The following is a 26,124-nucleotide window of genomic DNA, read 5'->3' on the forward strand; positions in this document are numbered from 1 at the left end:
TTGGGGGCGCCCGCAACGGGCGCCTCTGCACTTCCCACGGACGGGAGACCGGAAATGAAAGCCCCCAGCACTGATACCGGCCGCCTCGCCCAGGCCTCGATCCTGGCGGTGCTGGCGGCAGGCATGTTGCCGGCCCAGCTGTTTGGCGGCCTGTTGTTCGCGCTCGAATTCAGGCGTACGCCGATGCCTGCGCTCACCGGTGGTGGGCTGATGTTCGTACTGGCCGTCTGCAATGCCATCGCGGTGTTGCTGCCGATGGCGCTGATCCTGCAGTCTCAGCAGCGCCTGCGCCGGGCCGGCTTCGTGCTGGTCGGCTTCGGGCTGGGCGCGCTGGCCATGGCCACCTGCGCCTGGCCGGGGGAAAACCAGGGGCCCTGGCTGCAGCGCCTGCGCTACGTCGATACCTTCGATGTGATCAGCTATGCCTTGCAGGTGCTGGCCGCGGGAGGCTTCGGGCTGGTCGCCGGGCTGGCCTTCCATACGGTGTTCCGGCTGTCTCTGGAAGGCAGTTCCGGGCACGCAGCGCCGCCGCCGCCGGGGGAGGGCACCTGAACAGCCTTCAGCGTCCTGCTGCAGCCCCCTGACGATGGTCAAGCGGGTGCTAGAATCCGCTCTTTCCTTTGCCGTTGCAGCGCCCCCATGCACCTGTCCCTGCTCAAGACCAAGATCCACCGCGCCACCGTCACCCATTCCGAGCTGAACTACGAAGGCTCGATCGCCATCGATGACAACCTGCTGGCTGCCACCGGCATCCGCGAGTTCGAACAGGTGCACATCTGGGACGTGACCAACGGTGCGCGCTTCTCGACCTATGCCATCCGCGCCGAAGCCGGCAGCGGCGTTGTCTCGCTCAACGGTGGCGCCGCGCGCCACGTGCAGGTCGGCGACATCATCATCATCGCCGCGTTCGCCAGCATGACCGAGCAGGAAGCTGACAGCTTCAAGCCGAAGCTGGTGTACGTTGATGGCAAGAACCAGATCACCCACACCAACGACACGATCCCGACCCAGGCCGCATGACAACGAACAACGGATTCGACTCGCTGCATTCCCATGCCCAGCGCCTGAAGGGCGCAAGCATCCCCAGCCTGCTCGCCGCCGAACCCGGCCGCGTGCAGGATCTGGCGCTGCGGGTCGGTCCGTTGTACGTCAACTTCGCCCGGCAGAAATACGATGCCGCGGCGCTGCAGGCATTGCTGGCTTTGGCCGCCGAGCGTGATGTCGGCGGTGCCATCACCCGCCTGTTCCGTGGCGAGCAGGTCAATCTGACCGAAGGTCGCGCCGCGCTGCACACCGCGCTGCGTGGCGATGTGGTCGATGCGCCGGTTGCCGCCGAGGCCTATGCCACCGCGCGCACGATCCGCCAGCGCATGGGCGTGCTGGTGCGCGCGCTGGAAGACAGCGGCGTCACCGACGTGGTCAGCGTCGGCATCGGCGGTTCCGATCTCGGTCCGCGCCTGGTCGCCGATGCGCTGCGCCCGGTCAGCGGCGCGCGCCTGCGCGTGCATTTCGTGTCGAACGTGGACGGCGCCGCCATGCAGCGCACGCTGGCCACGCTGGATCCGGCCAGGACCGCCGGCATCCTCATTTCCAAGACCTTCGGTACCCAGGAAACCCTGCTCAACGGGCAGATCCTGCACGACTGGCTGGGGGGCAGCGAGCGCCTGTACGCGGTCAGCGCCAACCCCGAGCGTGCGGCCAAGGCCTTCGCCATCGCCGCCGATCGCGTGCTGCCGATGTGGGATTGGGTCGGTGGCCGTTATTCGCTGTGGTCGGCCGTCGGTTTCCCGATTGCACTGGCCATCGGTTTCGAGCGTTTCGAACAACTGCTGGAAGGTGCCGCGCAGATGGACGCGCATGCACTGGATGCGCCGCTGGAGCGCAACCTGCCGGTGCTGCACGGCCTGACCGACATCTGGAACCGCAACGTGCTGGGCCATGCCACGCACGCGGTGATGACCTACGACCAGCGCCTGGCGTTGCTGCCGGCCTACCTGCAGCAGCTGGTGATGGAAAGCCTGGGCAAGCGCGTGCAGCGTGATGGGCAGCCGGTCACCACCGACACCGTGCCGGTGTGGTGGGGCGGGGCGGGCACCGACGTGCAGCACAGTTTCTTCCAGGCGCTGCACCAGGGCACCAGCATCGTGCCGGCCGATTTCATCGGCTGCGTGCACAACGATGATCCCTACACGATCAATCATCAGGCGCTGCTGGCCAACCTGCTGGCACAGACCGAGGCGCTGGCCAACGGCCAGAGCAGCGACGACCCGCACCGCGATTATCCGGGCGGCCGCCCGAGCACGCTGATCCTGCTCGACGCGCTGACCCCGCAGGCGCTGGGTGCGCTGATCGCCATGTACGAGCACGCCGTGTACGTGCAGTCGGTGATCTGGAACATCAACGCCTTCGACCAGTTCGGCGTTGAACTGGGCAAGCAGCTGGCCAGTGGCCTGCTGCCGGCGCTGCAGGGCGAGGATGTGGCGGTTGCCGATCCGATGACCCGCGAGATTCTTGCGCGGCTGAAGGGCTGATACGGGGTGCGGATGGGCCGGCGCCAGCCGGCCATCCCATGTCTCTCCGGTTGCCTTCGATCCGGTCGCGCATGAAGGCTGCGCGGCCACTCATTCCGTCCTGTTTCCGTGCTGCACATGCCGCGCTTCCGCGTGCCTGCCGCAGCGCAGCTTGACTGTGCATTGCGTGCCAATGCAGTGTGCACGGGCGGCTGTACCTGTCATCCAGTATCGCTCGCAGCATGATGTTGATGCCAGGGACTGGCCGTATCCGAAGGAACGTGGAATCGATCCACGTTCTCAACGCCTCATGTTGTGAATGACAGGAGATTGCGAATGGATCTGAATGACGATGTTGTGTCCGGCTGGCTCAACGGCGCGGACGATGTGGATGGGTGCGCCAACCCTGCGGGTTCGCTGTTCATCTACGGTGCGGCAGCCACCGAAGCGGCCCTCACCGGAGCTTCGGACACCATGATCACCGGGGGCACCAACGAGTGCACCACCACGGTATCGGTGATCAACCACTGCCTGTGTTGCTGATGTAACCCGAGCCGGCACGCAGAGGCATGCAGCTGCGTGCCGGCGACTGGAACAGACTTCCCGATACCTTGCAGGGGGCGTAATGACCGCTTCTCCGGCTGCGGCTGCGTTTGCGCGCATCACCGAACATTTCCTTGCCCATGCGCGCGCCGCGTTGGCGACTGGCCTGCATGACCCTGCCATTGCGCTGCAGCCCGGTGAGCGCGAACTGCTGCACGCGCAGGGCGACGCGGCGCTGCGTGAGCATGCCCAGCTCAAGCTCAACCGCGTGCTGCTGCTGGAACTGCACGCCGCTGCACGCAGTGGTGACATCGGCCCGCTGGGCAGTGCGGGTGCGCTGGACGAATTCGTTGCCCTGGCCACGAGCGAGGGCTTCCGTACGCATCTGCAGCGACGCTATCCGGTGCTGCTGCCGCGCCTGACGCGCATGCTCGAAGGACAATGTGCGGCGGTGGTGGAGCTCGCTGTGCGCATCGGAAGTGATCGTGCGGCGCTGGCAGGGTTGCTGGGCGCGCCGGCGGGCACGCTGCATGCCGTTGCATTGGGACGGGGTGACCTGCATGGTGGCGGCCGGACTGTGGCACGGCTGCAGTTCGAAGGCGGCACGGTGATGTACAAGCCACGCTCATTGCGCATCGATGCGACGCTCGACGGCCTGTTGTGCACTCTCTTCGGTGACGGCCCTGACCGCGTATGCGTGCCGAAGGTGATTGATCGTGGCAGCCACGGCTGGGCCGCCTTCGCCGCGCACCGCTACTGTGCCGATGACGTTGAACTGCGTGCCTACTATCGCGGTCTTGGCCATTGGCTGGCGATCCTGCGCCTGGTGGGTGGCACCGACATCCATCTGGAGAACCTGATCGCGGTCGGGCCGGTGCCGGTTGTGATCGACGCCGAAAGCGTGTTCTCCCGGGTAATCGAAATCGAGCCGTCAGGACTTGGCGATGCGTACGACACCGCCGTCAAGCTGATGCGCAATTCAGTGCTGCGTACCGGAATCGTGCCGTTCCGTACTGCCGGCCTGGGCATGGAAGGCGTGGATCTGTCTGCAGCCGGCGCACTGCCGGGCGAGCAGCCGCGGGTGCAGGTGCCGGTGATTGTCGAGGGCGGGACGGAACCGGCCCGGTTGGGCATGGTCGAGGCCGAGGTCTCCGTTGCGCAGAATCATCCCAGCGCGCAGCCCGATGTGTCGTTGTACTGGGACCACATCAGCGAGGGCTTCATCGACGCCAGTGGGCGCCTGCGCGCGCTCGATGCCAAGGGCGAACTGATGCCACTCCTGGCGGCTTTCGAAGGCTGTCAGGTGCGCGACGTGCGGCGGCCGACAATGGCCTACGCAGAGCTCGGGCGGATGCTCTGGCATCCAGCCTCGCTGCACAACGAAGCCCAGGCGGTTGAACGCGCGATCGATCTGCTGGTGCGCAATGCAGCGGTGTCACCGGCTGCGCCATCGGACCTGGACACCGTCCGTAGCGAAGTGGATGACCTGCGCCACGGTGACATTCCGATCTTCACTTCGCAGCTGGACGCAGCGCGCATCCGCTCCATCGCCGACAACTGGCGTGCGATGCGCATCGACCTGGAAGACGTGACCATCCGCAGCACGCTGGTGGCCACCGACCTGAACCAGCATGCGCTGGCCCGCGCCGAGGCTCGATCCGGCTACAGCTATGCCGCACAGCATCCGCGTGCGGACGACCTGGACGCGCGCCGTCGTACGCTGGCCGCGCGCGCGGTGGAGAGCCTGCTGCGGCTGGCGGTGCATGGTGAGGACGGTTCGATGACCTGGATCACCCCCGAGGTGACCCGTACCGGATGGACCGTCCAGCCGGTGCAGCCCGACCTGTATTTCGGGCTGGGAGGTATTGCATTCGCATTGGCGGCTTACCACCGGGAAGTGGAGCAGGGGCGTGCCGACCCGGTAGCGGGGCTGGGCCCGGCCATCGATGGCGCCCTTGCGGTGTTCCAGACCATGTGTGAGCAGCACCCCGCCGAGATCGATGGTGGATTCGTCGGAACCGGTTCACAGATATGGACATTGCTGGCATTGCACGACCTCTTGCAGCGACCGGCGTTGCTGGTGCTGGCGGAACGTTGTGCGGAAGCCGCAGAGCGTCGCGGCTTCCAGGAGGCGACAAAGTTCGAACTGATTGATGGCGTGTCCGGCATGATCCTGCCGTTGCTGTCGCTGGCCGCGGCTACCGGGAACGCACGCTGGCTGGAGCTGGCCGCCGCAGCGGGGCGTCGCATGCAGGAAGCGGCGATCGTCGATGCCGACGGCGCACGCTGGCCGACGCCACAGTTCCGAGAGCCGATCGGTGGCTTCGGCCACGGTGCGATGGGCATGGGCTGGGCGCTGGCACGGCTGGCGCGTTCGGATGCCGGCAGCGTGCCTGAGCGAGCGGCCTGGCGGCAGTTGGCCGAAGGAGCGTTTGCGTTCCAGGCGGCGCTGTTCGAACCGCATACCGGGCACTGGCGTGACATCCACCTGCAGGATGGGCAGAAGAACTTCCCGACCTGGTGCCATGGCAGCGTTGGAATCGGTCTGGCGGCGGCGGATCTGTATGCCCGCACCGGCGATCCCGCGCAGTTGCGTGACATGCGGCGGGCTGTGGCCGACGCGCGCGGCAAATGGGGGTTCAGCCACACCCTGTGCCACGGCGATGTGTCCACCCGGGAGCTGCTGGTGCTGGCGGCTGCGCTGGATCCGGAGGGATGTCCCTATCCGCAGGATGAGGCGGCCATCGAGATCGTTTCTTCAATCGAGGAGCACCAGGGCATGGTCGGCGGACTGACCCGCGCGGCCTTCACTCCGGGCCTGATGATCGGCCTGGCAGGTGCGATCTATGGTTTCCTGCGCATGCATCCGGCCTGCGCGCTGCCGTCGCCGTTGCTGCAGGAGACGACAGTGGCCCGGGTCGATGCACCGGCATCGCGTTCCATTACCGCGCAGGACCGAGCGGTGCTGGCCGAGGTCTGAGCCGGACGGGGCCGGCCGCGATCAACGGCTGGGATCGCGTTCCGGGCTCGGTCGCTTGGCCAGCTTGCGCTGCAGCGAACGCCGGTGCATGCCGAGCAGGCGTGCGGCCGCCGATACGTTGCCACCGGTCTCGTGCATCGCCTGCTGGATGTGTTCCCACTGCAGGCGGCTGATCGGCGTCATCGCGTCCGGCACTTCCATTTCGCCATCGTCGGCCGGGCCGTCATCTTCCTCGCCGAGGGCGCGCAGGATCATCGGTACCGTGGCCGGCTTCGGCAGGTAGTCGTCGGCCCCGAGCTTGATTGCTTCCACCGCGGTGGCGATGCTGGCGTAGCCGGTCACCAGCAGGATGCGCATGTCCGCGCGCAGCGCGCGCAGTGGTTGGATCAGTGCCAGGCCGGAATCGCTGCCCAGCTTCAGGTCGATCAGCGCGAACGCCGGCGGATGCTGGCGGGCCAGTGCCAGTGCACTGGCGGCGTCCTGCGCGGTCTGGGTTTCCAGCCCCTTGCGGGCCAGGCTGCGCTGCAGGGTACGCAGGTACAGCTCGTCGTCGTCGACCAGCAGGCCGAGGGTTGAGGTGCTCATGGGGTTTCCTCGCGTAGGGCCAGCGGCAGGCGGAAGCCGACGCGGCTGCCGGCCCCCTGGGCCGGGCGCATCCACATCTCGCCGTCGAGGCGTTCGATGGTGGCATGGGACAGGGCCAGGCCGACGCCCATGCCCTCGCTTTTGCTGCTGCCGAACAGCTTGCCCGGCAGCACCGCGGCGCGGGCGTCGAAGCCGTGGCCGTAGTCGCGGACTTCGCCGATCAGGTCGTCGCCTTCGATGCGCAGGTCCAGGTCCACGCGCGGCCGGCCGGCCTGTTCGCCGGCATCAGCGGCATTGTTGAGCAGGACCATCAGCAGATGGCCCACGCCCGGGTCGAGTGGCAGCCGCAGCGGCGCATCGTCGTTGCGGTGCAGGTCGATGGTCGGCCGCACCAGGCGCCACTGTTCCAGTACCTGCTGCGCGCTGGAGTGGCTGCGCCCCGGTGCATCGGCCGAGGCCGGTGCGGCCAGCGCCAGCACACGCTCGCGGCACTGCACCAGCAGCTCGCGCAGGGTTTCCATGTCCTCGCGCACTTCCGGCTCTTCACTGCGCTCGGCCACGTCGTCGGCGAGCAGGGTCATGGTGGCCAGCGGTGTATTCAGTTCGTGCGCCACCGACGCGGCATGGGTGGCCAGGGCGACGATGCCCTCGTTGCGGGCGAAGCGTTCGCGCAGCGCCGACAGTTCCAGTTCGCGCTGGCGCAGCGCCAGTGCCAGGCGGGTGGAGAAGGCCAGCACCACTGCGGCGGAAATCAGGAAATTGGCGACCACGCCCCAGCGGTTGAGGTCCTGCGCGCGGAAATAGCCGTCCGGCAGCGGCTGGCCGAAGATGCCGCTGGCGGCGTAGCCGAGCAGGCAGGCCAGGGCCACTGCCAGTGCCCAGCGCAGGGGCAGGGCGAAGGCGGCCAGCGCGATCAGGATCAGGAACAGTGAACTGAACGGGTTGGCCATGCCGCCGCTCCAGCCCACCATCCAGGTCAGGATGATCACGTCCACCAGGATATGGCCGAATGCGGTCAGCGGGGCGGTGTCGGCCGCTTCCGGGCGCAGCTGGGTGTAGATGTTGAACAAGGTGAGCACGGCCACGCCGGCCCATAGTGGCAGCTGGGGCAACGGCAGGCCCAGCACCCAGCTGGCGACCAGGATGGTGGCGGCCTGGCCACCTACGGCAAGCCAGCGCAGGCTGCACAGGGTTCGGAGAAACGGGGCGTCGGGACCGGTCATTCACGCTCATCGTATGCGTTCACGCGTGACCGTGCCTGCGACAATCGGCCGCAGCCGTGCCGCCGGCTGAATGCGAGTCACCCGGAATGCGGGAGCGGGCGGTAGAATGCGCCCATGCACGACGCCGTCACCCGCCCGACTCCCCCCTCCGATGCCACCTCCTGGCCCCGCCGCCAGACCCACGCCGTGCAGATCGGCGGGGTCACCGTAGGTGGAGGCAAGCCGGTGGTGGTGCAGTCGATGACCAACACCGACACGTCCGACGTGGCCTCCAGCGTGAAGCAGGTGGCCGAGCTGTGGCGTGCGGGTTCGGAAATGGTGCGTTTGACCGTCAACACCGTTGAAGCCGCTGCGGCGATCCCGCGCATCGTCGACAAGCTGGCGATGATGGGCATCGACGTGCCGCTGATCGGTGACTTCCACTACAACGGCCACCAGCTGCTGACCGCCGAGCCGGCGTGTGCCGAAGCGCTGGCCAAGTACCGCATCAACCCGGGCAACGTCGGCTTCGGCAAGAAGAAGGACCTGCAGTTCGCCCAGTTGATCGAGTTCGCGATCCGCTACAACAAGCCGGTGCGCATCGGCGCCAACTGGGGCTCGCTGGACCAGGCCCTGGCGGCGAAGCTGATGGACGAGAACAACCTGCGCGAACAGCCCTGGGACGCCGGTCGCGTGCTGCGCGAGGCGCTGATCCGCTCGGCGCTGGATTCGGCCGAGCAGGCAGTGGAACTCGGCCTGCCGCGCGACCGCATCGTGCTGTCGGCCAAGGTCAGCGGCGTGCAGGAGCTGATCGCGGTATACCGCGACCTGGCCCAGCGCTCGGATTTCGCCCTGCACCTGGGCCTGACCGAAGCCGGTATCGGCAGCAAGGGCATCGTCGCGTCGTCGGCGGCGCTGGGCGTGCTGCTGCAGGAAGGCATCGGTGACACCATCCGCATCTCGCTGACCCCGGAACCGGGCCAGTCGCGCACGCAGGAAGTGATCGTCGCCCAGGAACTGCTGCAGACCACCGGCCAACGCGCCTTCACGCCGCTGGTCACGGCCTGCCCGGGCTGCGGCCGCACCACCTCGGAGTTCTTCCAGGAGCTGGCCAAGGTGGTGCAGAACCACGTGCGCGAGAAGATGCCGCTGTGGAAGATCCACCACCCGGGGGCGGAGAACATGACCCTGGCGGTGATGGGCTGCATCGTGAACGGGCCGGGCGAGTCGCGCCATGCCAACATCGGCATCTCGCTGCCGGGCACGGGCGAAACACCCGCAGCGCCGGTGTTTGTCGATGGCGAGAAGAAGGTGACCCTGCGCGGCGACAACATCGCCCAGGAGTTCGTCGCCCTGATCGACGATTACGTCGAACACACGTATGTCCGAAGCGCCGGATAAGCCTGCAATCCTCGCTGCACCGGAGTCCGCCTCCGGTTTCCGCCACTGGATGGCGCGCAATGCCTGGCGCCTGGTCCTGCTGTTCGGCGGCGTGCTGCTGCCGCTGGCTGGCTTCGTCGCCCTGGCGGACGAGGTGCACGAGTTTGAATCGTTCCATTTCGACGCGCCGCTGCTGTGGCAGATGCATGGCCTGCACTCGCCACTGCTGGACCGCTTCTTCGTGCTCATTTCCAAACTGGGCTATGAGTGGTTCCTGATCCCGGCCGACGTGCTGATCATCGGCGTGCTGCTGGGCTACCGGCGCTGGCGCGAGGCCACCTTCGTGGCGGTCAGCTTCGTCGGCTCGGCGCTGCTGAACATGGGCAGCAAGCACTTCTTCCAGCGCCAGCGCCCCAGCCTGTGGGAATCGATCGCGCCGGAATCGACGTTCAGCTTTCCCAGCGGCCACGCGATGGGCTCGATGACCCTGGCGGTGACCCTGGTACTGCTGGCCTGGAACACTCGCTGGCGCTGGCCGGTGCTGCTGCTGGCACCGGCATTCAGCCTGCTGGTCAGCGTCTCCCGGGTCTATCTGGGGGTGCATTACCCCTCCGATATCCTGGCCGGATGGTGTGCCGCGCTGGTTTGGGTGGTAGGGTGCTATCTGGTCATGTTCAGTCGCCGGCACCCTTGGCGGCATCATGGCACGCGGCCAGCGAAGGCCAGCGAAGCATCATCACAGGGGGATTGACGTGGATGCCCCGCGCGGGACGTCTACGTGATAGATCAGTTGTTTCGTTGCAGCAGGTTCTGCAAGACAGGGGGCAAGCACAACGCGCGGTACTGTGATGCGCAAGGCAGATTGCCGGGGCCGCATTCCGAACGCGCTTGCAGGGTATCGGCACCCTGCCTAGCTTGACCTGCAATGGCCGCATTCGAAGAGGTACGTGAATGACGATTCGAGTCTACCTGGTGGATGACCACGCGCTGGTCCGCACCGGGATGAAGATGATTCTGTCGGGGGAAGCCGACATCGAGGTGGTGGGCGAAGCCGAGACCGGCGAAGACGCGCTGCGTGAAGTCCGCCAGCTGCTGCCGGATGTGGTGCTGTGTGACCTGCACCTGCCGGGTGTGAGCGGCATGGAAGTGACCGAGCGCATCGTGCGCAGCCACCGCAACACCCGCGTAGTGATCGTGTCGGTGCTGGAAGATGGCCCGCTGCCGAAGCGGCTGCTCGAAGCCGGCGCGGCCGGATATATCGGCAAGGGTTGTGATGCGCAGGAACTGCTGCGCGCGGTGCGTGACGTGGCAGGTGGGCGCCGCTACCTGGGCACCAGCATCGCGCAGAATCTGGCACTGTCGACGGTGGAAGGCAACGGTTCGCCGTTCGACAGCCTGTCGCCGCGCGAGCTGGAAGTGGCGTTGCTGCTGACCCAGGGCCTGCGCCAGGAAGACATCGCCCGCCGTCTGAGCCTGAGCGCGAAGACGGTGAACACGCATAAGGCGCGGTTGTTCGAGAAGATGGGGATCCACGACAACATCGCGTTGGCGCGGATGGCCAGCCAATACGGGCTGGTGGATCCGGCACGGCCGCTGTAAGGGATTCGGCCAACGGCTGAGCCCCTCGCGGTGGTGGTTCGGTTGGATTCTGGGGGATGGCCGGGCGGATGGGTTGAGCAGGGGACGCTGCAAGTACGTCCCTGTAAGCTCGGTCGCCGCATCCATGCGGCTCACGCCCCTGCACAACCCATCCGCCCGGCCACGGACAGTTTCCGTGCGCGTCCACCGCGGAATGAAGAAGGAAGAGCGGGAGCGGGTCGCGCGCTTTGCGCGCTCGTAGCTTGGAGTCGGATCCCTTTCCCGACGGGAAAGGGCTCTGACCCCGATCCTCTTGTCAGTGGCCGCGCACGCGCTTGATGATCTTGGCGGCGTCGGTGGCGCTGGCGCGCACCTTGTCCCATTCGCCATTGGCGATCCAGTTGCCCGGCACCATCCACGAACCGCCGATGCAGACCACGTTCTTCTGCTCGAGGTACTCGGCGGCGGTGTTTTCGGTGATGCCGCCGGTCGGGCACAGCTTCAGGTCGGCGACCGGGCCGGCCAGGCCCTTGATCATCGCCAGGCCACCCACGGCCGTGGCCGGGAACAGCTTGCACACGCGGAAGCCGCGCGCATAGAGCGACAGAAGCTCGGTCGGCGTGGCCGCACCCGGCACCACCGGTAGCGGCGCAGCGGCCAATGCATCGGCCAGCGCCGGCGGCGTACCAGGCGTCACCAGGAAGTCCGCGCCCGCATCGATCGACTGCTGCATCTGCTCCACGGTCAGCACCGTGCCCGCGCCCACCACCACATCCGGCAGCTCGCGCTTGAGCATCGCCAGCGCTTCCATCGCCACCGGTGTCCGCAGCGTCAGCTCGATGGCCGGCAGGCCACCTTCCAGCAGCGCCGCACTGACCGCCCGCGCCTGGTCCAGCGTATGAATCGTCACCACCGGCAGGATGCCCGCCGCATGCAACAGCTCCGCCGCCTTCACCTGATGTTGTTCGATACCCATGCTTTTGCCCTTGCCTTTGCTCTTCTTGATTCAGTGGCCGCAGCGCAGATGACGCGCCGGGAATTGTCCAAGGGCAGTAGAGCGCCCTGGCCGGGACCGTGAGCGGCATGGATGCCGCGATCGAGCCCCAATGGATGGGTTTACGGCGTGTCCCGGCCAGGGCGCTCTGCCCAGGCCGGGAAGCCTGCCGCGGCTTTTCGCTTCAGGCGTCCTTCGCCTCATGCGGTGCCGCCGCCGCCGCGGCATCATGCCCCAGCTCGTACTCCGCGTCGTAATCCCACGGCCCACCATCGGCCGCCGCCGGCCCACACGAAATCGAAATCGCCCCCTGGTCCGCCGGACCCACCACGCGACGGTTGATCGCAAACAGATTGCGGCCCAGGTCATGCGCGGCCGGCGCGGTGTTCGGCGCCAGCGGACGTGCTGCCCATTCCGCCGCATCCACCAGCACTTCCAGCGTGCCGGCCTCGCCATCCAGGCGGATCATGTCGCCTTCGCGCACTTTGGCCAGCGGGCCACCGCGCGCCGCTTCCGGCGTCACGTGGATCGCCGCCGGAATCTTGCCCGAGGCGCCGGACAGGCGGCCGTCGGTGACCAGTGCCACACGCCGGCCCTGGTTCTGCAGCAGGCCCAGCAGCGGCGCCAGCGAATGCAGTTCGGGCATGCCGTTCGCACGCGGGCCCTGGTATCGCACCACCGCCACAAAATCCTGCGGCAGCAGGCCACCGGCGTGCAGCTTGTTCAAAACCTGTGGTGCATCCACCACCACCGCCGGTGCTTCGATCGTGCGGTACTGCGGCTTCACCGCCGACAGCTTGATCAGCGACTTGCCCAGGTTGCCGCGCAGCAGGCGCAGGCCGCCCTGGTGTTCGAACGGGTTGTCGACACCGCGCACTACTTCGTCATCGGCGCTGCGTTCCAGGCCCGGCAGATAGACCAGCTGGCTGTCGCGCAGCTGCGGCTCGCGCGCATAGTCGGCCATGCCGCCACGCGCGACGCTCACGAGGTCGCCGTGCATCAGGCCCGCCTTGATCAGCTCGCCGAACACGAACGCCGGGCCGCCGGCCGCAGCGAAGCGGTTCACGTCGGCGTCGCCGTTCGGATAGACGCGGGCCAGCAGCGGGATCAGCTGCGATAGCTCGTCGAAGTCGTCCCAGGTCAGCACGATGCCGGCGGCGCGTGCCACGGCGATCCAATGGATGGTGTGATTGGTCGACCCACCGGTTGCCATCAGCGCGATGACCGCGTTGATGATCGCGCGCTCGTCGATGATCCGGCCCAGCGGACGGAAGTCATCGCCCAGCGCGGTGATGTGCAGCGCACGTTCGGTGGCTTCGCGGGTCAGTGCATCACGCAGCGGCGTGCCCGGGTTGACGAACGACGCACCCGGCAGCTGCACGCCCATCGCTTCCAGCAGCACCTGGTTGGAATTGGCGGTGCCGTAGAAGGTGCAGGTGCCAGCGCCGTGGTACGACGCGGACTCGGCTTCCAGAAGCTCTTCGCGGGTGGCTTCGCCGGCGGCGTAGCGTTCGCGCACTTCGGCCTTCTGCTTGTTCGGAATGCCCGGGGTCATCGGGCCGGCCGGCACGAACACCGCCGGCAGGTGACCGAAGGCCAGTGCACCGATCAGCAGGCCCGGCACGATCTTGTCGCACACACCGAGGTAGACGGTGGTGTCGAACATGTCGTGGCTGAGCCCGATGGCGGTCGCCTGTGCGATCACATCGCGCGAGAACAGCGACAGTTCCATGCCGCCTCGGCCCTGGGTGACGCCGTCGCACATCGCCGGCACGCCGCCGGCCACCTGTGCGGTGGCGCCCAGCTCGCGGGCGATCTCGCGGATCTGCTCGGGATAGGTCTCGAACGGCTGGTGCGCCGACAGCATGTCGTTGTAGGCGGTGATGATGCCCAGGTTCGGCGTCACGCCACCGCGCAGGCGGCTCTTGTCGGTGCCGCCACAGGCGGCGAATCCGTGGGCGAGGTTGCCGCAGCTCAGGCGGCTGCGGAACGGGCCCTCACGCAGGGAGGCATCGATCGCCGCCAGATAGGCGGCACGCGAGGCGGCGCTGCGGCGGATGACACGCTCAGTGATGGCTTGCAGTTGCGGATGGAGGCTCATTGGCTACCGGCGTTCGTGGTGGCGAGAGGCAAGCGGCGGCGCGGCGCCGCCGCCGACATCAATCAGCCCAGTGCACGCGCAGGCGCGCGCCGTCCAGGTTGATTGCATTGAGGATCGGGTACTGCTGGGCGTCGTTGCTGTCCAGCGCCTGGCGCAGCACCTGCAGCTTCTGCTTGCCGCGCAGCAGCAGCAGGCGCTGGCGGCACTGGCCCAGCCCGTGCGGGGTCAGCGTGATGCGCAGCGGCCACTGGTTCGCGCCCGGGCAGCCGGTGGCGTCCAGTGCCGCGTAGGGCAGGGTGCTTTCCAGTGCGCGGACCAGGTCCTTCGAGCCCGGGAACAGCGAGGCGGTGTGGCCGTCGTTGCCCATGCCCAGTGCCACCAGGCTCGGCGGCTGGCTGTGCTGGGCCTGCAGGTTGGCGGTGTAAACGCATTCCGGCAGCGGCTTTCCGATCCGTACCAGCGGATCGAAATGCGCACCTTCGGCGCGCTTGAGCAGGTGCTCGCGCACCAGCCAGGCGTTGCTGTCGCGATCCTGCGGCGACAGCCAGCGCTCGTCGGCCAGGCTCACTTCCACCCGGTCCCAGTGCACGTCCAACTCGGCCAGCGCCTGGTAGACCGGCGCCGGCGTGGTGCCGCCGGACAACAGGATGCGGGCGCGGCCCACTTCGTTGATGTCGTGGTTGAGGGTCTGCGCCATCTCGGCGGCCACTGCCTCGATCCAGCCGTCGGCATCGCCGTGGCTGATGAACTCGATGCGGTCGTCGTGGAAGGTGGGACTCATGCGGCAACTCCAGGTGCGTCACGTTCGGCGTCGGCTGCATAGGCGGCGGCGCCCAGCAATCCGGCGTGGGGATGCATCACGGCCAACGAGGGAACGCGCGCCATGATCGAAGAGAACCGCCCCTTGTGTTCGAAGCGCTGGCGGAAACCAGAGTGCTGCAGCGAATCGAGCATCTTCGGAGTCAGACCGCCGGTCAGGAACACGCCATCCCAGGCACCCTGGGTCAGTACCAGGTCGCCGGCAATGGCGCCGAACACCGCGCAGAACACGTCCACGGTGCGCATTGCCTGCGGATCGCCATGCAGGGCACGGGCGGTCACGTCCACCGGCTGCAGCTGGCCGGGATCGATACCGGCCATCTCGCACACCGCGCGATGGATGTTGACCAGGCCGGGGCCGCAGATCAGTCGCTCGTTGGAGACGCGGCCGAACTGCTCGGACAGGATTTCCAGGATGCGGATCTCCTCCGGAGTTCCCGGCGGGAAGCTGACATGGCCGCCTTCGGTTTCCAGCGGATAGCAGCGTCCGTGGCGCAGGATCAGGCCACCGACACCCAGGCCGGTACCCGGGCCGATCACCGCGTAGTTGCGCGGCTGGCCCGGCTTGCCCGGCACCCAGGCGGCACCACCGACCTGGACCACGTCATCGGGCTGCAGCAGTGAAATCGCCATCGCCTGTGCGGCGAAATCGTTGATCAGGTGCAGTTCGTCGAACCCGAGCATCGCCGCGGTGCGGCTGCGCGAGATCACCCACGGATGGTTGGTGATGCGCGCTTCGTCACCATCAACGCGACCGGCCACTGCGAACACGCCGCGGCTGGCGGTGGCGCCGATCTGTTCCAGATGGTGGCGCGCGGCATCACCCAGCGATGGGAACTCCGCCACCGCGTACTCGCGGATGCTGTCCTTCTGCAGCGGTGCGTCCTGCGAGGTGTCGGCCAGGGCGAAGCGGGCGTTGGTGCCGCCGATGTCGGCGACCAGCACCGGCTGCGAGCTGGCACTCATGCCGAGGCTCCGCTGTCCGGCGCGTCCACGCCCTGCGGCAGGAACTCGCCCGCATTGCTCGGGCCCCATTGGCCGGCGGGGTAGGGCTCCAGCGGCAGCTTGGCGTCCTTCCAGGCATCGGCCACGCTGTCGATCCACGCCCAGGCGGCGCGCACTTCGTCATCGCGCACGAACAGCGTGTGGTTGCCGTTGAACGCATCCAGGAACAGGCGCTCGTACGCGATGCGGCGGTGCAGGCCGGTCGGCACCGACAGCTCCAGCTCCAGCGGGTGCAGTTCCAGCGCGCCCCATTCCGGGCCGGCCAGGCTGCTCATCAGGCCCAGTTCGATGTTTTCCTGCGGCTGCAGCTGGAACACCAGGCGGTTTGGTGCGGCCTGCGCGCGCTGCGGGCGCTCGAACAGCCAGTGGGTGACCGGCTTCAGCGTGACCACCACGCGGGTGGTGCGCTCGGGCAGGCGCTTGCCGGTGACCAGGTGGAACGGCACGCCGCTCCAGCGCCAGTTGTCGATGTGCGCGGTGACACCGGCGAAGGTCTCCACGTCGCTGCCTTCCGGCGGCTGGTAGGCCTGTGCCGGCTGGCCGTTGATGGTGCCGGCGGTGTAGCGGCCGCGGATGCTGTCACGCGCGGCGTGCTTGGCATCAAGCGGACGCAGGGCGCGCAGCACCTTGACCTTCTCGTCGCGGATGCGGTCGGCTTCCAGCGACGCCGGCGGTTCCATCGCCACCATGCACAGCAGCTGCAGGATGTGGCTCTGCACCATGTCGCGCAGCGCGCCGGAGCGGGCGTAGTAGGCGTCGCGGCCATCCACGCCTTCGCTCTCGGCCACCAGGATGTGCACCGATTCGATGTAGTTGCGGTTCCACACTGCCTCCAGCAGCGTATTGCCGAAGCGCAGCGCGATCAGGTTCTGCACTGCCGCCTTGCCCAGGTAGTGGTCGAGGCGGAACACGCGGTCCTCGTCGATCCACTGGCCGATGGTAGAGATGATCTCCTCGGCGCTCTCGCTGTCGCTGCCGATCGGCTTCTCCAGCATCAGGCGTGCCGGTGCGGCAAGTGCGCCGCCCTTGGCCAGGCCTTCGCAGGTGGAGATGTACAGACCCGGCGGGATGGCCAGGTAGCTGACGCACTTGCGGTGCACCAGGTCGGAGACCGCGGCGGCAACCGAGTCGACGTCGCGCAGGTCCACCGAACGGTAGTCGATGCGGCGCAGCAGGGCACTGATGTCGTCCTGCGTGGCCATCGGCATGGCCTGCTGCAGGCGCGGGCGCAGGATGTCATGGAAGGCTTCGGTGTCATGCCCGGACAGGGCCAGTGCGCGGATGCGGAAGTCCTCCGGCAGCAGGCCGTCGCCAAGCAGGCGAAGCAGCGAAGGGAACAGGTAGCGCTGGGCCAGATCACCTGTGGCACCGAACAGGAAGAGGGTGTCGTGCATCGCTCGAGTTTCAGATCCGGGTGACATCGTTGTCAATCGCTTCATGGCTGGGTTCGGGGGACATCCGCGCAACTGCCTGTCCGAGGTTCGTCAGGGGCGATCTCCGGGGTAGCGGAAGACCGTTCCATTCGAAACCACTGCTCCGGCGGAAGCTTCGTTCCACCGCCGACGCAGATCGGTGCGCACCGATCATCGGATAGTGCCACGTGAAAACGTTTACATGGCAGAATGGGCAACTGTATTCGATTGCAGTGCTCGCCGTCATGCCGCAAGCGCGCAATCATCACTGCCATCGGGAGGGCCGAGGCAGTCCCAAAAGACAGCCCGGCTTCGGGCGGACCGGATAGGTGATATGGCAAAAGTGCAGTTGCAGGGTGTGCGCAAGGTCTATGACAACGGCCAGGTCGCGGTGAAGGACGCCAGTTTCGAGGTCGCCGATGGCGAGCTGATGGTGCTGGTCGGTCCGTCCGGCTGTGGCAAGTCGACCCTGCTGCGGATGGTGGCTGGCCTTGAAGAAATCAGCGGCGGCACGCTGACCATCGGTGATCGCGTGGTCAACGACGTGGCGCCGAAGGATCGCGACATCGCGATGGTGTTCCAGAGCTACGCGCTGTATCCGCACATGACCGTGGCCGAGAACCTGGCCTTCGGCCTGAAGCTGCGCGGGCATGACAAGGCGACCATCGACAAGCGCATCGCCGAAGCGGCGCAGACGCTGGGCCTGACCGAGATGATGGACAAGCTGCCCAAGGCGATGTCCGGCGGCCAGCGCCAGCGTGTTGCGCTGGGCCGGGCGCTGGTGCGCGAGCCGGCGGTGTTCCTGCTCGACGAACCGCTGTCCAATCTGGATGCCAAGCTGCGCCACAGCGTGCGCACCGAAATCGCGCAGCTGCATCGCAAGCTGGGCACCACCATGATCTACGTGACGCACGACCAGGTTGAAGCGATGACCCTGGGCCAGCGCATCGTGGTGCTGAAGGACGGCATCATCCAGCAGATCGATACGCCGATGGCGCTGTACGACCGCCCGGCCAACCTGTTCGTGGCTGGTTTCCTCGGCAGCCCGGCGATGAACGTGCTGCGTGGCACGCTGCAGGGCGATGCCGGTGGCGTGACCGTGGTCGACGGCGAATGGCGTGCACCGCTGGGTCAGGCCACGATCGATCCGGCGTGGTTGCAGAAGCCGATCGCGGTGGGTGTGCGGCCGGAGCACCTGCAGCCGGCGGCCGCCGATGATGCGCATGCGTTCACTGCGCGCATCGAAGGCATTGAGCCGGTCGGCAACGAGATCTTCGTCAACCTCAGCAGTGGCCAGCATGCGCTGACCATGCGCGTGGCGCCGCAGGCGCTGCCGGCGGTGGGCGAGCAGATCCGCGTGGCGATCCACCCGCAGGGGTTGCATTTCTTCAACCCGGAAACCGGCGAGCGGCTCTGACTCTGTAGCCGAACCCACGCTCGGCTGCTTCGTTGCGGTGCGGACCAACGGTCCGCACCCACCATGGCGGCGGTAGCGCCGGGCCGTGCCCGGCGTGAACCTCAGCGCGCCAGTCCATCCAGTAGCGGCACACGCTGCGCCACCGCACCACCCACCTGCAGCTCGGCGTCGCTGGCCTCCAGCGGCAGCACCGCCAGCGCCAGTTCACCGGCCACGCTGGCAATCGTGCCCAGCGCTGCGCCGTCCTGTTGTACGCCATCGCCGGCCTGCGCCGGTGCTGCGGCATGCAGCAGCTGCACCGCGCGCTTGGCCTTGCCGAGGAAGTGGGTGCGCGCGACGATTTCCTGGCCGGGATAGCAGCCCTTCTTCACGCTGTAGCCGTTCAGGCGGTCCAGGCCCAGCTGCTGGGGGGTCCACACTTCGCGCTGGCTTTCTTCCAGTCGCGGCAACCCGTAGCGCAGGTCGGCCTGGCGCCAGGCCAGGGCGAAAGCGGCCTCATCGGTTTCGCTGCCGGCGGCAAATGCATCAGCTGCGCCAATGCGCAGGGTGCGCGGCAGCGCATCGCTGCCCAGGTCAAGTTCCCAGCCGTCCGCTGCGGCGTGCGCAATCGCGGCGTTGCTGGCGGCTTCGGGCGCGGTGAAGGCGCCGGCCACCGCCAGATCGCTGCGCACCTGCACCTTCACCTTGCGACGGAACACGAAGCGCTGCAGTTGCGACGCAATCGCATCGGCATCGCCGTCGGCCAGCACCAGCATCACGTGGTCGTCGGCCAGCCGAAGCAGCTGGAACACCGCCAGGGTGCGGCCTTTTGCGCTCAGCCAGGCGCTCCACTGCCAGTGCAGCAGGGGCAGGGCAGTGACGTCGCCGCTGAACTGGGCGTGGGCGAAAACGGCCGCATCCGTGCCCTGCAGGCTCAGCAACTGGTGGCCGGGCAGGCGCGGATATCCGACGAAAGCAGGGGGCAGGTTGTCAGGCACGTGAACGAGGTCTAAAATTTGTGCGTTGCGAGACCGAACATGATAGGCCAAACAACCCCCACTCCCGACGACGAATCTGAAGCCCCGCTGGTCCCCGCGGCACCCGTGCCCGTGGAACAGGAAAAAGCAGAGGAATTCGGCGGCCGCGGCGGACTTGATCCGGTGCGGTATGGCGATTGGGAGAAAAACGGACGCTGCATCGATTTCTGATCAGCATTGAGCCAACGCGGCCGTGTGCCGCCCAGCCGAGACAACGAGCCCAGCGAATGGCGACCAGACAACGCCCACTTTCCCCGCACCTTCAGGTGTATCGCTGGCAGATTCAGATGGCCACCTCGATCCTGCATCGAGCCACTGGCGTCTTTCTGTCTGTTGGTGCCCTCATCATCGCCGCCGGCCTGCTGGCCCTGATGATGGGGCCCAAGTCCTGGAACTGCTTCACCGGCCATGCCGGGGCCTGGTATGGCCGCGTGTTCCTGTTCGCGTGGACATGGTCGTTCGCCTATCACCTGTGCAATGGCATCCGCCACGTGGTGCAGGACTTCGCCATCGGCTTCAGCATCCCCGCCTTCATCCGCAGCAGCTGGCTGTCGGTCACCGGCAGCCTGGTGATCACCCTGCTGGTGTGGGCCTATGTGATGTTCGGAGGTGCCGCGTGAGCAAGTTCCGTACCCCGCTGAAGAACGTGCGCGGCCTTGGCTCGGCCAAGACCGGTACCGAGCACTTCGTGCACCAGCGCCTGACCGCCGCCGCGCTCGTGGTGCTGGGCATCTGGTTCCTGGTCTTCGTGCTGGGCCTGCTGGGCTCGGACTACGCGACCGCCGCCGCCGCCGTGGCCAAGCCGTGGAACGCAGTGCCGCTGATCGGCCTGCTGATCGCCATGTTCTGGCACGCGCAGCTCGGCATGCAGGTCGTGCTGGAAGACTACATCCACGAATCGCTGCTGGCCCTGGTGCTGCAGACCGCGGTGAAGTTCGTCGCCGTGCTCGGCATGATCGTCAGTGTGTTTGCGGTGGGCCGCATCGCCCTCGGCGTTGCCTGAGCCCAGGCACCAACACAGGAATCCAGATTAGATGTCCGCTTACAAGATCACCGAACACAAGTACGACATGGTCGTGGTCGGCGCCGGCGGCGCCGGCCTGCGCGCCACGTTCGGCCTGGCCGCCAAGGGCCTGCAGACCGTGTGCCTGACCAAGGTCTTCCCGACCCGTTCGCACACCGTTGCCGCCCAGGGCGGTATCTCGGCCGCACTCGCCAACATGGGCGAGGACGACTGGCGTTACCACTTCTTCGATACCATCAAGGGTTCGGACTGGCTGGGCGACCAGGACGCCATCGAATACATGTGCCGTGAGGCCATCCCGGCCATCATCGAGCTCGAACACTACGGCGTGCCGTTCTCGCGCACCGCCGAAGGCAAGATCTACCAGCGTCCGTTCGGTGGCATGACCACCAAGTACGGTGAAGGCCCGGCGGCGCAGCGTACCTGCGCGGCGGCCGACCGTACCGGTCATGCGATGCTGCACACCCTGTACCAGCAGTCGCTGAAGCACGACGCGCGCTTCATGATCGAGTACTTCGCGCTCGACCTGATCTTCGACGAGGAAGGCGCCTGCCGCGGCGTGCTGGCCCTGGACATGTCCGATGGCACGCTGCACCTGTTCCGCGCCCAGGGCGTGGTGCTGGCCACCGGCGGCTACGGCCGTGCCTACTTCAGCGCCACGTCGGCGCATACCTGCACCGGCGACGGTGGCGGCCTGGCCATGCGTGCCGGCATCGCCATGCAGGACATGGAGTTCGTGCAGTTCCACCCGACCGGCATCTACGGCGCCGGCTGCCTGATCACCGAGGGTGTCCGCGGTGAAGGTGGCATCCTGCGCAACAGCAGTGGCGAGCGCTTCATGGAGCGCTATGCACCGCACTACAAGGATCTGGCCTCGCGCGACGTGGTCAGCCGTTCGATGACCATCGAGATCCGCGAAGGCCGCGGCGTCGGCGAGCACAAGGATCACATCCTGCTCGACCTGACCCACCTCGGCCCGGGCGTGATCGACGACAAGCTGCCGGGCATCGCCGAAAGCGCCCGCATCTTCGCCGGCGTCGACGTGCACAAGCAGCCGATCCCGGTCATCCCGACCGTGCACTACAACATGGGCGGCATCCCGACCAACTACCACGGCGAAGTGGTGCAGAAGGTCGGCGACAACGACAATGCCGTAGTGCCGGGCCTGTACGCGATCGGTGAAGCGGCCTGCGTCTCCGTGCACGGCGCCAACCGACTGGGTTCGAACTCGCTGCTGGACCTGGTGGTGTTCGGTCGTGCGGTCGCCAACCGCTGCGCCGAGACCATCAAGCCGGGCGCATCGCACAAGCCGCTGGCGTCTGATGCCTGCGACAAGGCGCTGGGCCTGCTGGACAAGCTGCGCCACGCCAACGGCGATACCCCGACCTCGGTCATCCGCGATCGCATGCAGCGCACCATGCAGGCCGATGCCGCCGTCTTCCGCACCAGCCAGACGCTGAAGGAAGGCTGCGAGAAGATGGACAAGATCTTCGATTCGTTCCAGGACGTGAAGGTCTCCGACCGTTCGCTGGTGTGGAACTCGGACCTGATCGAGACCTACGAGCTGAACAACCTGCTGCTCAACGCGGTGGCGACGATCAACTCGGCCGAACAGCGCAAGGAAAGCCGCGGCGCGCATGCGCACGAGGACTTCCCGGACCGCGACGACGTCAACTGGCAGAAGCACACCCTGGTCAGCGTCGACGAGAAGGGCAAGTGCAGCTTCGACTACCGTCCGGTGCACATGTACACGTTGACCGACGACGTGTCCGTGGTGCCGCCGAAGCCGCGCGTGTACTGATCCGACCCCGCCTACCATGCAATCCGCGCCCAAGGGCGCGGGCCGCCTGAGCCAACGAGAGCAGCCATGGCCGAGTTTTCACTCCCCAAGAATTCCAAGATCACGAAGGGCAAGCACTTCCCCGTCAAGAACGGCGGCAAGAACGTGCGCACCTTCAAGATCTACCGCTGGAGTCCGGACGACGACAGCAACCCGCGCACCGATACCTATGAAGTCGATCTGGACGCCTGTGGCCCGATGGTCCTGGACGCCCTGATCAAGATCAAGAACGAGATCGACCCGACCCTGACCTTCCGCCGCTCCTGCCGCGAAGGTATCTGTGGTTCGTGCGCGATGAACATCGACGGCACCAATACCCTGGCCTGCACCCGAGCCATCTCGGACTGCGGCAAGAAGGAAGTGCCGATCTACCCGCTGCCGCACATGAACGTGGTCAAGGATCTGGTTCCGGACCTGACCCACTTCTACGCGCAGTACGCCTCGATCAAGCCGTGGATCCGCACCCAGACCCCGGCACCGCCGGACCGCGAGCGCCTGCAGTCGCCGGAAGACCGCAAGAAGCTGGACGGCCTGTACGAGTGCATCCTGTGCGCCTGCTGCTCGACCAGCTGCCCGAGCTACTGGTGGAACGGCGAGCGTTACCTGGGCCCGGCGATCCTGCTGCAGGCCTACCGCTGGATCATCGATTCGCGCGATGAGGACACCGGTGCGCGCCTGGACGACCTGGAAGATCCGTTCAAGCTGTACCGCTGCCACACCATCATGAACTGCGCCCGGACCTGCCCGAAGGGCCTGAACCCGGCGTTGGCGATCGCCGAGATCAAGAAGCTGATGATGGAACGCCGCGCCTGATACGGCGCAGGGTAGTTGCATGACCCCAGTAGAGCCACGCCATGCGTGGCTTTGCTGTGTCTGGAGAAGCACGATGGAAGAAGACGTTCTGCTGAAGAAGCTGCGCTGGCGCTGCCGCCGCGGCATGCGCGAGCTGGACCAGCTGTTCGGCCGTTACCTCGACCACGAATGGAGCACTGCGCCGACCGAAGAGCGCGAGGTTTTCCTGTTCCTGCTCGACTGCGAGGACGATAAGTTGTGGCGCTGGTTCATGGGTTATGAGGCCTGCCCGCATGCGCACGCGATCCCCCTCATGCAGAAGATCCTCGCCCTCAAGCCTTGAGTGGCGCCCCTCGCGGCTGCAGGCCGCCGCCCAGCTGGCGGTGCTGCTGGCCGCACCCTGGCTGCTGCGCGCATCGGATCTGCCGCCGCGGCTGTTGATTCCCGCGGTGTTGCTGGCCTGGGGCATCGGGTTGGCCGAACTGGCCTGGCGCCAGCGCAGGCCACGCGTGCAGGTGCTTCTGCCGGTACCGTCCGAGCCGCTGCAGGTGGCCGGGCAGGACGTCGATGCACCACAACTGGTCGTGCGCGGCCCCTGGCTGCTGTTGCTCTGGCGTGAGGATCGGCGCCGCCGGCGCCTGCTGTTCTGGCCGGATGTGCTCGATTCCGGGCAGCGACGTGAACTGCGACTGGCCGTCGCCGCACGCAGCGTTTCCCGTCAGCCCCGGTCGATGGCACCATAAGCTGAATTGACTGGCGTGCCTGCATGTTCAAACCCATTCCCGTGGCGATCGGCCTGCGCTACCTGCGCGCCAAGCGCCGCAACGGCTTCATCTCCTTCATCTCGATGGCATCGATCCTGGGCATCGCGCTCGGCGTGACGGTGCTGATCACCACCTTGGCCGTCATGAGCGGTTTCCAGAAGGAAATCCGCAGCCGCCTGCTGCAGATGACCGCGCACACCACCATCAGCCGCGACGGCGAGCCGATGCCGGACTGGATGCGCGTGGTGGACGTCGCCCGCAAGGACCCGCGCGTGGCCGGTGCCGCACCCTACATCGAGATCCAGTCGATGATCAGCGGCCCGCGCGTGCAGGGGGCGATCATCCAGGGCATTGATCCGGCGCTGGAGCCGAAAGTCTCGGTGATCGACAAGAAGGTCACCAAGGGCAGCTATGACAGCCTCAAGCCAGGCAGCTTCAACCTGCTGCTGGGCAAGGAGCTGGCGATCTGGCTGGACGTGGACGTCGGCGACCAGGTACTGGTGACCTTTGCCGAAGTGCAGGGCACGCCCGCCGGCGCGGTGCCACGGATGAAACGCTTCACCGTCAGCGGCATCTTCGAGGCCGGCTACAACGAGGTCGATCGTGGCGTCGGCTTTGCCAACATGCAGGACCTGGAGCGCGTGCTGCGCAGCGATGGTGCCACCGGCGTGCGGCTGAAACTGCACGACATGGACCGCTCGCTGGAAGTGGGCGTGGACCTGGCGCAGAGCCTCGGCGGTGCTTACCGCGTGAGTGACTGGACCCAGCAGAACGCCAACCTCTACCACTCGCTGCGCATGGAGAAGGTGGTGATGGGCATCCTGCTGTCGCTGATCATCGCCATGGGTGCCTTCAACCTGGTGTCCTCGCAGGTCATGCTGGTGACCGACAAGCAGGCCGACATCGCCATCCTGCGCACCCTTGGCCTGACTCCTGGCGGGGTGATGCAGGTGTTCATGGTGCAGGGTTCGCTGATCGGTATCTTCGGCACGCTGGCCGGCCTGATCGGCGGCATTACCCTGACCCTCAACCTGGAGCGCATCCTCGGCGCCATCGAGAGCGTCTTCAACGTCAAGCTGCTGCCGGAGGATGTGTACTACATCACCGGCCTGCCGACCGACATGCAGACCGGCGACGTGGTGGCGATCACCGTGGTCGCGCTGCTGATGAGCTTCCTGGCCACCCTGTACCCCGCTTGGCGGGCAGCACGCACCCAGCCGGCGGAGGCCCTGCGTTATGAATAAGGTCTTCAACCGCGGCGATGAAGTGATCCGCGCCGAAGCACTGGGCAAGACCTACGCCGAAGGGCGCATGCAGACCCCGGTGTTCGATGGCCTGGACCTGACCGTGACCGCCGGCGAGACGGTGGCGATCATCGGTGCCTCCGGCGCCGGCAAGAGCACGCTGCTGCACCTGCTGGGTGGCCTGGACATTCCCACCGCCGGCGAGGTCTATGTGACCGGCCAGCGCATGTCGGCGCTGTCGGACACCGCGCGCGGCCTGCTGCGCAACCAGGCGCTGGGCTTCGTCTACCAGTTCCATCACCTGCTGCCGGAGTTCACCGCGCTGGAAAACGTGATGATGCCGGTACTGCTGGCTGGCACTGCGGTCGCAGAAGCGAGCAGCCGGGCCACCACGCTGCTGGAAGCGGTCGGCCTCGGCCATCGCCTGGACCACAAGCCGGGCGAGCTGTCCGGTGGTGAGCGCCAGCGTGCTGCGGTGGCGCGGGCACTGGTCAATCATCCGGCCTGCGTGCTCGGTGACGAGCCGACCGGCAACCTGGATGACCGCACGGCTGCAACGGTGTTCGAGCTGATGCTGGAGCTGAATCGTGCACGTCACACCAGCCTGGTGCTGGTAACCCATGACCGCAGCCTGGCGCGTCGCCTGGACCGGGTGCTGGAACTGCGCGAAGGGCGCCTGCATGCACTGGCCCACGCCGACGTCTGAGCGGTCGGACGGACTCTGGTAGAAGCCGACCTTGGTCGGCTGCTCCTGCAGGGCAAGCGCCAACCAAGGTTGGCGACTACCGGAATCCGACGTTCTGGACCCGCTTTGGCAGAGGTCGACCCTGGTCGACCGCCGACCGGCGCCTGAATGGGGCCGTCGGCCGTCGCGCCGGCGTTGCCAGGCCAGGCGCATGATGGCGACAGTTCCCCGAG

At 67.0% G+C, this 26,124-nt stretch carries 26 protein-coding genes; 18 read left to right on the forward strand and 8 right to left on the reverse strand.

Annotated features, from left to right (window positions below; genetic code table 11):
* Positions 1-54 precede the first annotated feature (54 nt).
* The 5 genes from GOC52_RS08085 (at position 55) to GOC52_RS08105 (ending at position 6,033) form a co-directional block, all read left to right on the forward strand.
* Positions 55-552 (forward strand): hypothetical protein, encoded by a 498-nt coding sequence (locus tag GOC52_RS08085; protein WP_049453343.1) that lies wholly within the window; start codon positions 55-57, stop codon positions 550-552.
* Positions 553-639: 87 nt separating this feature from the next.
* Complete coding sequence (panD, locus tag GOC52_RS08090; RefSeq protein ID WP_005409061.1) at positions 640-1,020, forward strand: aspartate 1-decarboxylase; 381 nt, start codon at positions 640-642, stop codon at positions 1,018-1,020.
* Complete coding sequence (gene pgi, locus GOC52_RS08095; RefSeq protein ID WP_049453344.1) at positions 1,017-2,531, forward strand: glucose-6-phosphate isomerase; 1,515 nt, start codon at positions 1,017-1,019, stop codon at positions 2,529-2,531. Before panD ends, pgi begins: the two co-directional genes overlap by 4 nt.
* Before the next feature lie 315 nt (positions 2,532-2,846).
* On the forward strand, positions 2,847-3,053 hold the full coding sequence (locus GOC52_RS08100; protein WP_043402549.1) for a DUF6229 family protein: 207 nt from the start codon (positions 2,847-2,849) through the stop codon (positions 3,051-3,053).
* An 82-nt stretch (positions 3,054-3,135) separates the two neighbouring features.
* Entirely contained in the window at positions 3,136-6,033 is a 2,898-nt protein-coding gene (locus GOC52_RS08105) for a type 2 lanthipeptide synthetase LanM family protein (RefSeq protein ID WP_053442821.1), read from the forward strand.
* A gap of 21 nt (positions 6,034-6,054) precedes the next feature.
* Here GOC52_RS08105 and GOC52_RS08110 read toward each other — a convergent pair whose 3' ends face one another.
* Together GOC52_RS08110 and GOC52_RS08115 are read right to left on the reverse strand one after the other, a co-directional pair.
* On the reverse strand, positions 6,055-6,618 hold the full coding sequence (locus GOC52_RS08110) for a response regulator transcription factor (RefSeq protein WP_054171466.1): 564 nt from the start codon (positions 6,616-6,618) through the stop codon (positions 6,055-6,057).
* Entirely contained in the window at positions 6,615-7,841 is a 1,227-nt protein-coding gene (locus GOC52_RS08115) for an ATP-binding protein (RefSeq protein WP_191851108.1), read from the reverse strand. Before GOC52_RS08115 ends, GOC52_RS08110 begins: the two co-directional genes overlap by 4 nt.
* Before the next feature lie 114 nt (positions 7,842-7,955).
* On the opposite strand from GOC52_RS08115, the gene ispG reads away from it, so the two are divergent.
* The 3 genes from ispG to GOC52_RS08130 all read left to right on the forward strand — a co-directional run bounded on the left by ispG (position 7,956) and on the right by GOC52_RS08130 (position 10,799).
* A complete protein-coding gene (ispG, locus tag GOC52_RS08120; protein WP_191851110.1) occupies positions 7,956-9,221 on the forward strand; it encodes a flavodoxin-dependent (E)-4-hydroxy-3-methylbut-2-enyl-diphosphate synthase in 1,266 nt (421 codons plus the stop codon).
* Positions 9,202-9,951 carry a phosphatase PAP2 family protein gene (locus GOC52_RS08125; protein ID WP_058980273.1) on the forward strand — a complete coding sequence of 250 codons (750 nt, stop codon included), beginning with the start codon at positions 9,202-9,204 and terminating at the stop codon, positions 9,949-9,951. The genes ispG and GOC52_RS08125 overlap by 20 nt, the downstream gene beginning before the upstream one ends.
* Positions 9,952-10,151: 200 nt before the next feature.
* Positions 10,152-10,799, forward strand: coding sequence for a response regulator (locus GOC52_RS08130; RefSeq protein ID WP_021202017.1), 648 nt, complete (start codon positions 10,152-10,154; stop codon positions 10,797-10,799).
* 295 nt (positions 10,800-11,094) lie between these two features.
* Here GOC52_RS08130 and eda read toward each other — a convergent pair whose 3' ends face one another.
* The 5 genes from eda to zwf all read right to left on the reverse strand — a co-directional run bounded on the left by eda (position 11,095) and on the right by zwf (position 17,091).
* Positions 11,095-11,754, reverse strand: coding sequence for a bifunctional 4-hydroxy-2-oxoglutarate aldolase/2-dehydro-3-deoxy-phosphogluconate aldolase (gene eda / locus GOC52_RS08135; RefSeq protein WP_043402561.1), 660 nt, complete (start codon positions 11,752-11,754; stop codon positions 11,095-11,097).
* Positions 11,755-11,956: 202 nt separating this feature from the next.
* Positions 11,957-13,873, reverse strand: coding sequence for a phosphogluconate dehydratase (gene edd, locus GOC52_RS08140; RefSeq protein ID WP_191851112.1), 1,917 nt, complete (start codon positions 13,871-13,873; stop codon positions 11,957-11,959).
* 58 nt (positions 13,874-13,931) lie between these two features.
* On the reverse strand, positions 13,932-14,654 hold the full coding sequence (pgl, locus tag GOC52_RS08145) for a 6-phosphogluconolactonase (protein WP_191851114.1): 723 nt from the start codon (positions 14,652-14,654) through the stop codon (positions 13,932-13,934).
* A complete protein-coding gene (gene glk / locus GOC52_RS08150) occupies positions 14,651-15,658 on the reverse strand; it encodes a glucokinase (RefSeq protein ID WP_010484331.1) in 1,008 nt (335 codons plus the stop codon). Before glk ends, pgl begins: the two co-directional genes overlap by 4 nt.
* Positions 15,655-17,091, reverse strand: coding sequence for a glucose-6-phosphate dehydrogenase (zwf, locus tag GOC52_RS08155; RefSeq protein WP_010484333.1), 1,437 nt, complete (start codon positions 17,089-17,091; stop codon positions 15,655-15,657). The genes glk and zwf overlap by 4 nt, the downstream gene beginning before the upstream one ends.
* A gap of 352 nt (positions 17,092-17,443) precedes the next feature.
* Here zwf and GOC52_RS08160 point away from each other — a divergent pair, with 352 nt between their 5' ends.
* Positions 17,444-18,526, forward strand: a complete 1,083-nt coding sequence (locus GOC52_RS08160) for an ABC transporter ATP-binding protein (RefSeq protein WP_010484335.1) — start codon at positions 17,444-17,446, stop codon at positions 18,524-18,526.
* 101 nt (positions 18,527-18,627) lie between these two features.
* On the opposite strand, the gene ygfZ is transcribed toward GOC52_RS08160, so the two are convergent.
* Positions 18,628-19,503: a CAF17-like 4Fe-4S cluster assembly/insertion protein YgfZ gene (ygfZ, locus tag GOC52_RS08165; protein WP_019338329.1), complete on the reverse strand. Its 876-nt coding sequence runs from the start codon at positions 19,501-19,503 to the stop codon at positions 18,628-18,630.
* A 39-nt stretch (positions 19,504-19,542) separates the two neighbouring features.
* Between ygfZ and GOC52_RS08170 the strand changes: the two genes are divergently transcribed.
* The 9 genes from GOC52_RS08170 (at position 19,543) to lolD (ending at position 25,912) form a co-directional block, all read left to right on the forward strand.
* Positions 19,543-19,713, forward strand: a complete 171-nt coding sequence (locus GOC52_RS08170) for a DUF1674 domain-containing protein (protein WP_005409075.1) — start codon at positions 19,543-19,545, stop codon at positions 19,711-19,713.
* A 56-nt stretch (positions 19,714-19,769) separates the two neighbouring features.
* The gene (gene sdhC, locus GOC52_RS08175; RefSeq protein WP_191851117.1) at positions 19,770-20,162 is read left to right on the forward strand and encodes a succinate dehydrogenase, cytochrome b556 subunit; all 393 of its coding nucleotides are present in this window, start codon (positions 19,770-19,772) and stop codon (positions 20,160-20,162) included.
* Positions 20,159-20,545: a succinate dehydrogenase, hydrophobic membrane anchor protein gene (gene sdhD, locus GOC52_RS08180; RefSeq protein WP_005409077.1), complete on the forward strand. Its 387-nt coding sequence runs from the start codon at positions 20,159-20,161 to the stop codon at positions 20,543-20,545. Before sdhC ends, sdhD begins: the two co-directional genes overlap by 4 nt.
* Before the next feature lie 31 nt (positions 20,546-20,576).
* Positions 20,577-22,367: a succinate dehydrogenase flavoprotein subunit gene (gene sdhA, locus GOC52_RS08185; protein ID WP_010484342.1), complete on the forward strand. Its 1,791-nt coding sequence runs from the start codon at positions 20,577-20,579 to the stop codon at positions 22,365-22,367.
* A gap of 66 nt (positions 22,368-22,433) precedes the next feature.
* Entirely contained in the window at positions 22,434-23,219 is a 786-nt protein-coding gene (locus GOC52_RS08190) for a succinate dehydrogenase iron-sulfur subunit (protein WP_005409079.1), read from the forward strand.
* Between the two features lie 73 nt (positions 23,220-23,292).
* The gene (locus GOC52_RS08195) at positions 23,293-23,541 is read left to right on the forward strand and encodes an FAD assembly factor SdhE (RefSeq protein ID WP_005409080.1); all 249 of its coding nucleotides are present in this window, start codon (positions 23,293-23,295) and stop codon (positions 23,539-23,541) included.
* Entirely contained in the window at positions 23,492-23,941 is a 450-nt protein-coding gene (locus tag GOC52_RS08200) for a hypothetical protein (RefSeq protein ID WP_043402567.1), read from the forward strand. The genes GOC52_RS08195 and GOC52_RS08200 overlap by 50 nt, the downstream gene beginning before the upstream one ends.
* Positions 23,942-23,964: 23 nt before the next feature.
* Entirely contained in the window at positions 23,965-25,206 is a 1,242-nt protein-coding gene (locus GOC52_RS08205; RefSeq protein ID WP_043402570.1) for a lipoprotein-releasing ABC transporter permease subunit, read from the forward strand.
* Entirely contained in the window at positions 25,199-25,912 is a 714-nt protein-coding gene (gene lolD / locus GOC52_RS08210; RefSeq protein WP_005409083.1) for a lipoprotein-releasing ABC transporter ATP-binding protein LolD, read from the forward strand. Before GOC52_RS08205 ends, lolD begins: the two co-directional genes overlap by 8 nt.
* The last annotated feature ends 212 nt before the right edge of the window (positions 25,913-26,124 follow it).

It is taken from the genome of Stenotrophomonas sp. SXG-1 (assembly GCF_014083965.1).
GTDB classification, from domain to species: Bacteria; Pseudomonadota; Gammaproteobacteria; order Xanthomonadales; family Xanthomonadaceae; genus Stenotrophomonas; species Stenotrophomonas geniculata.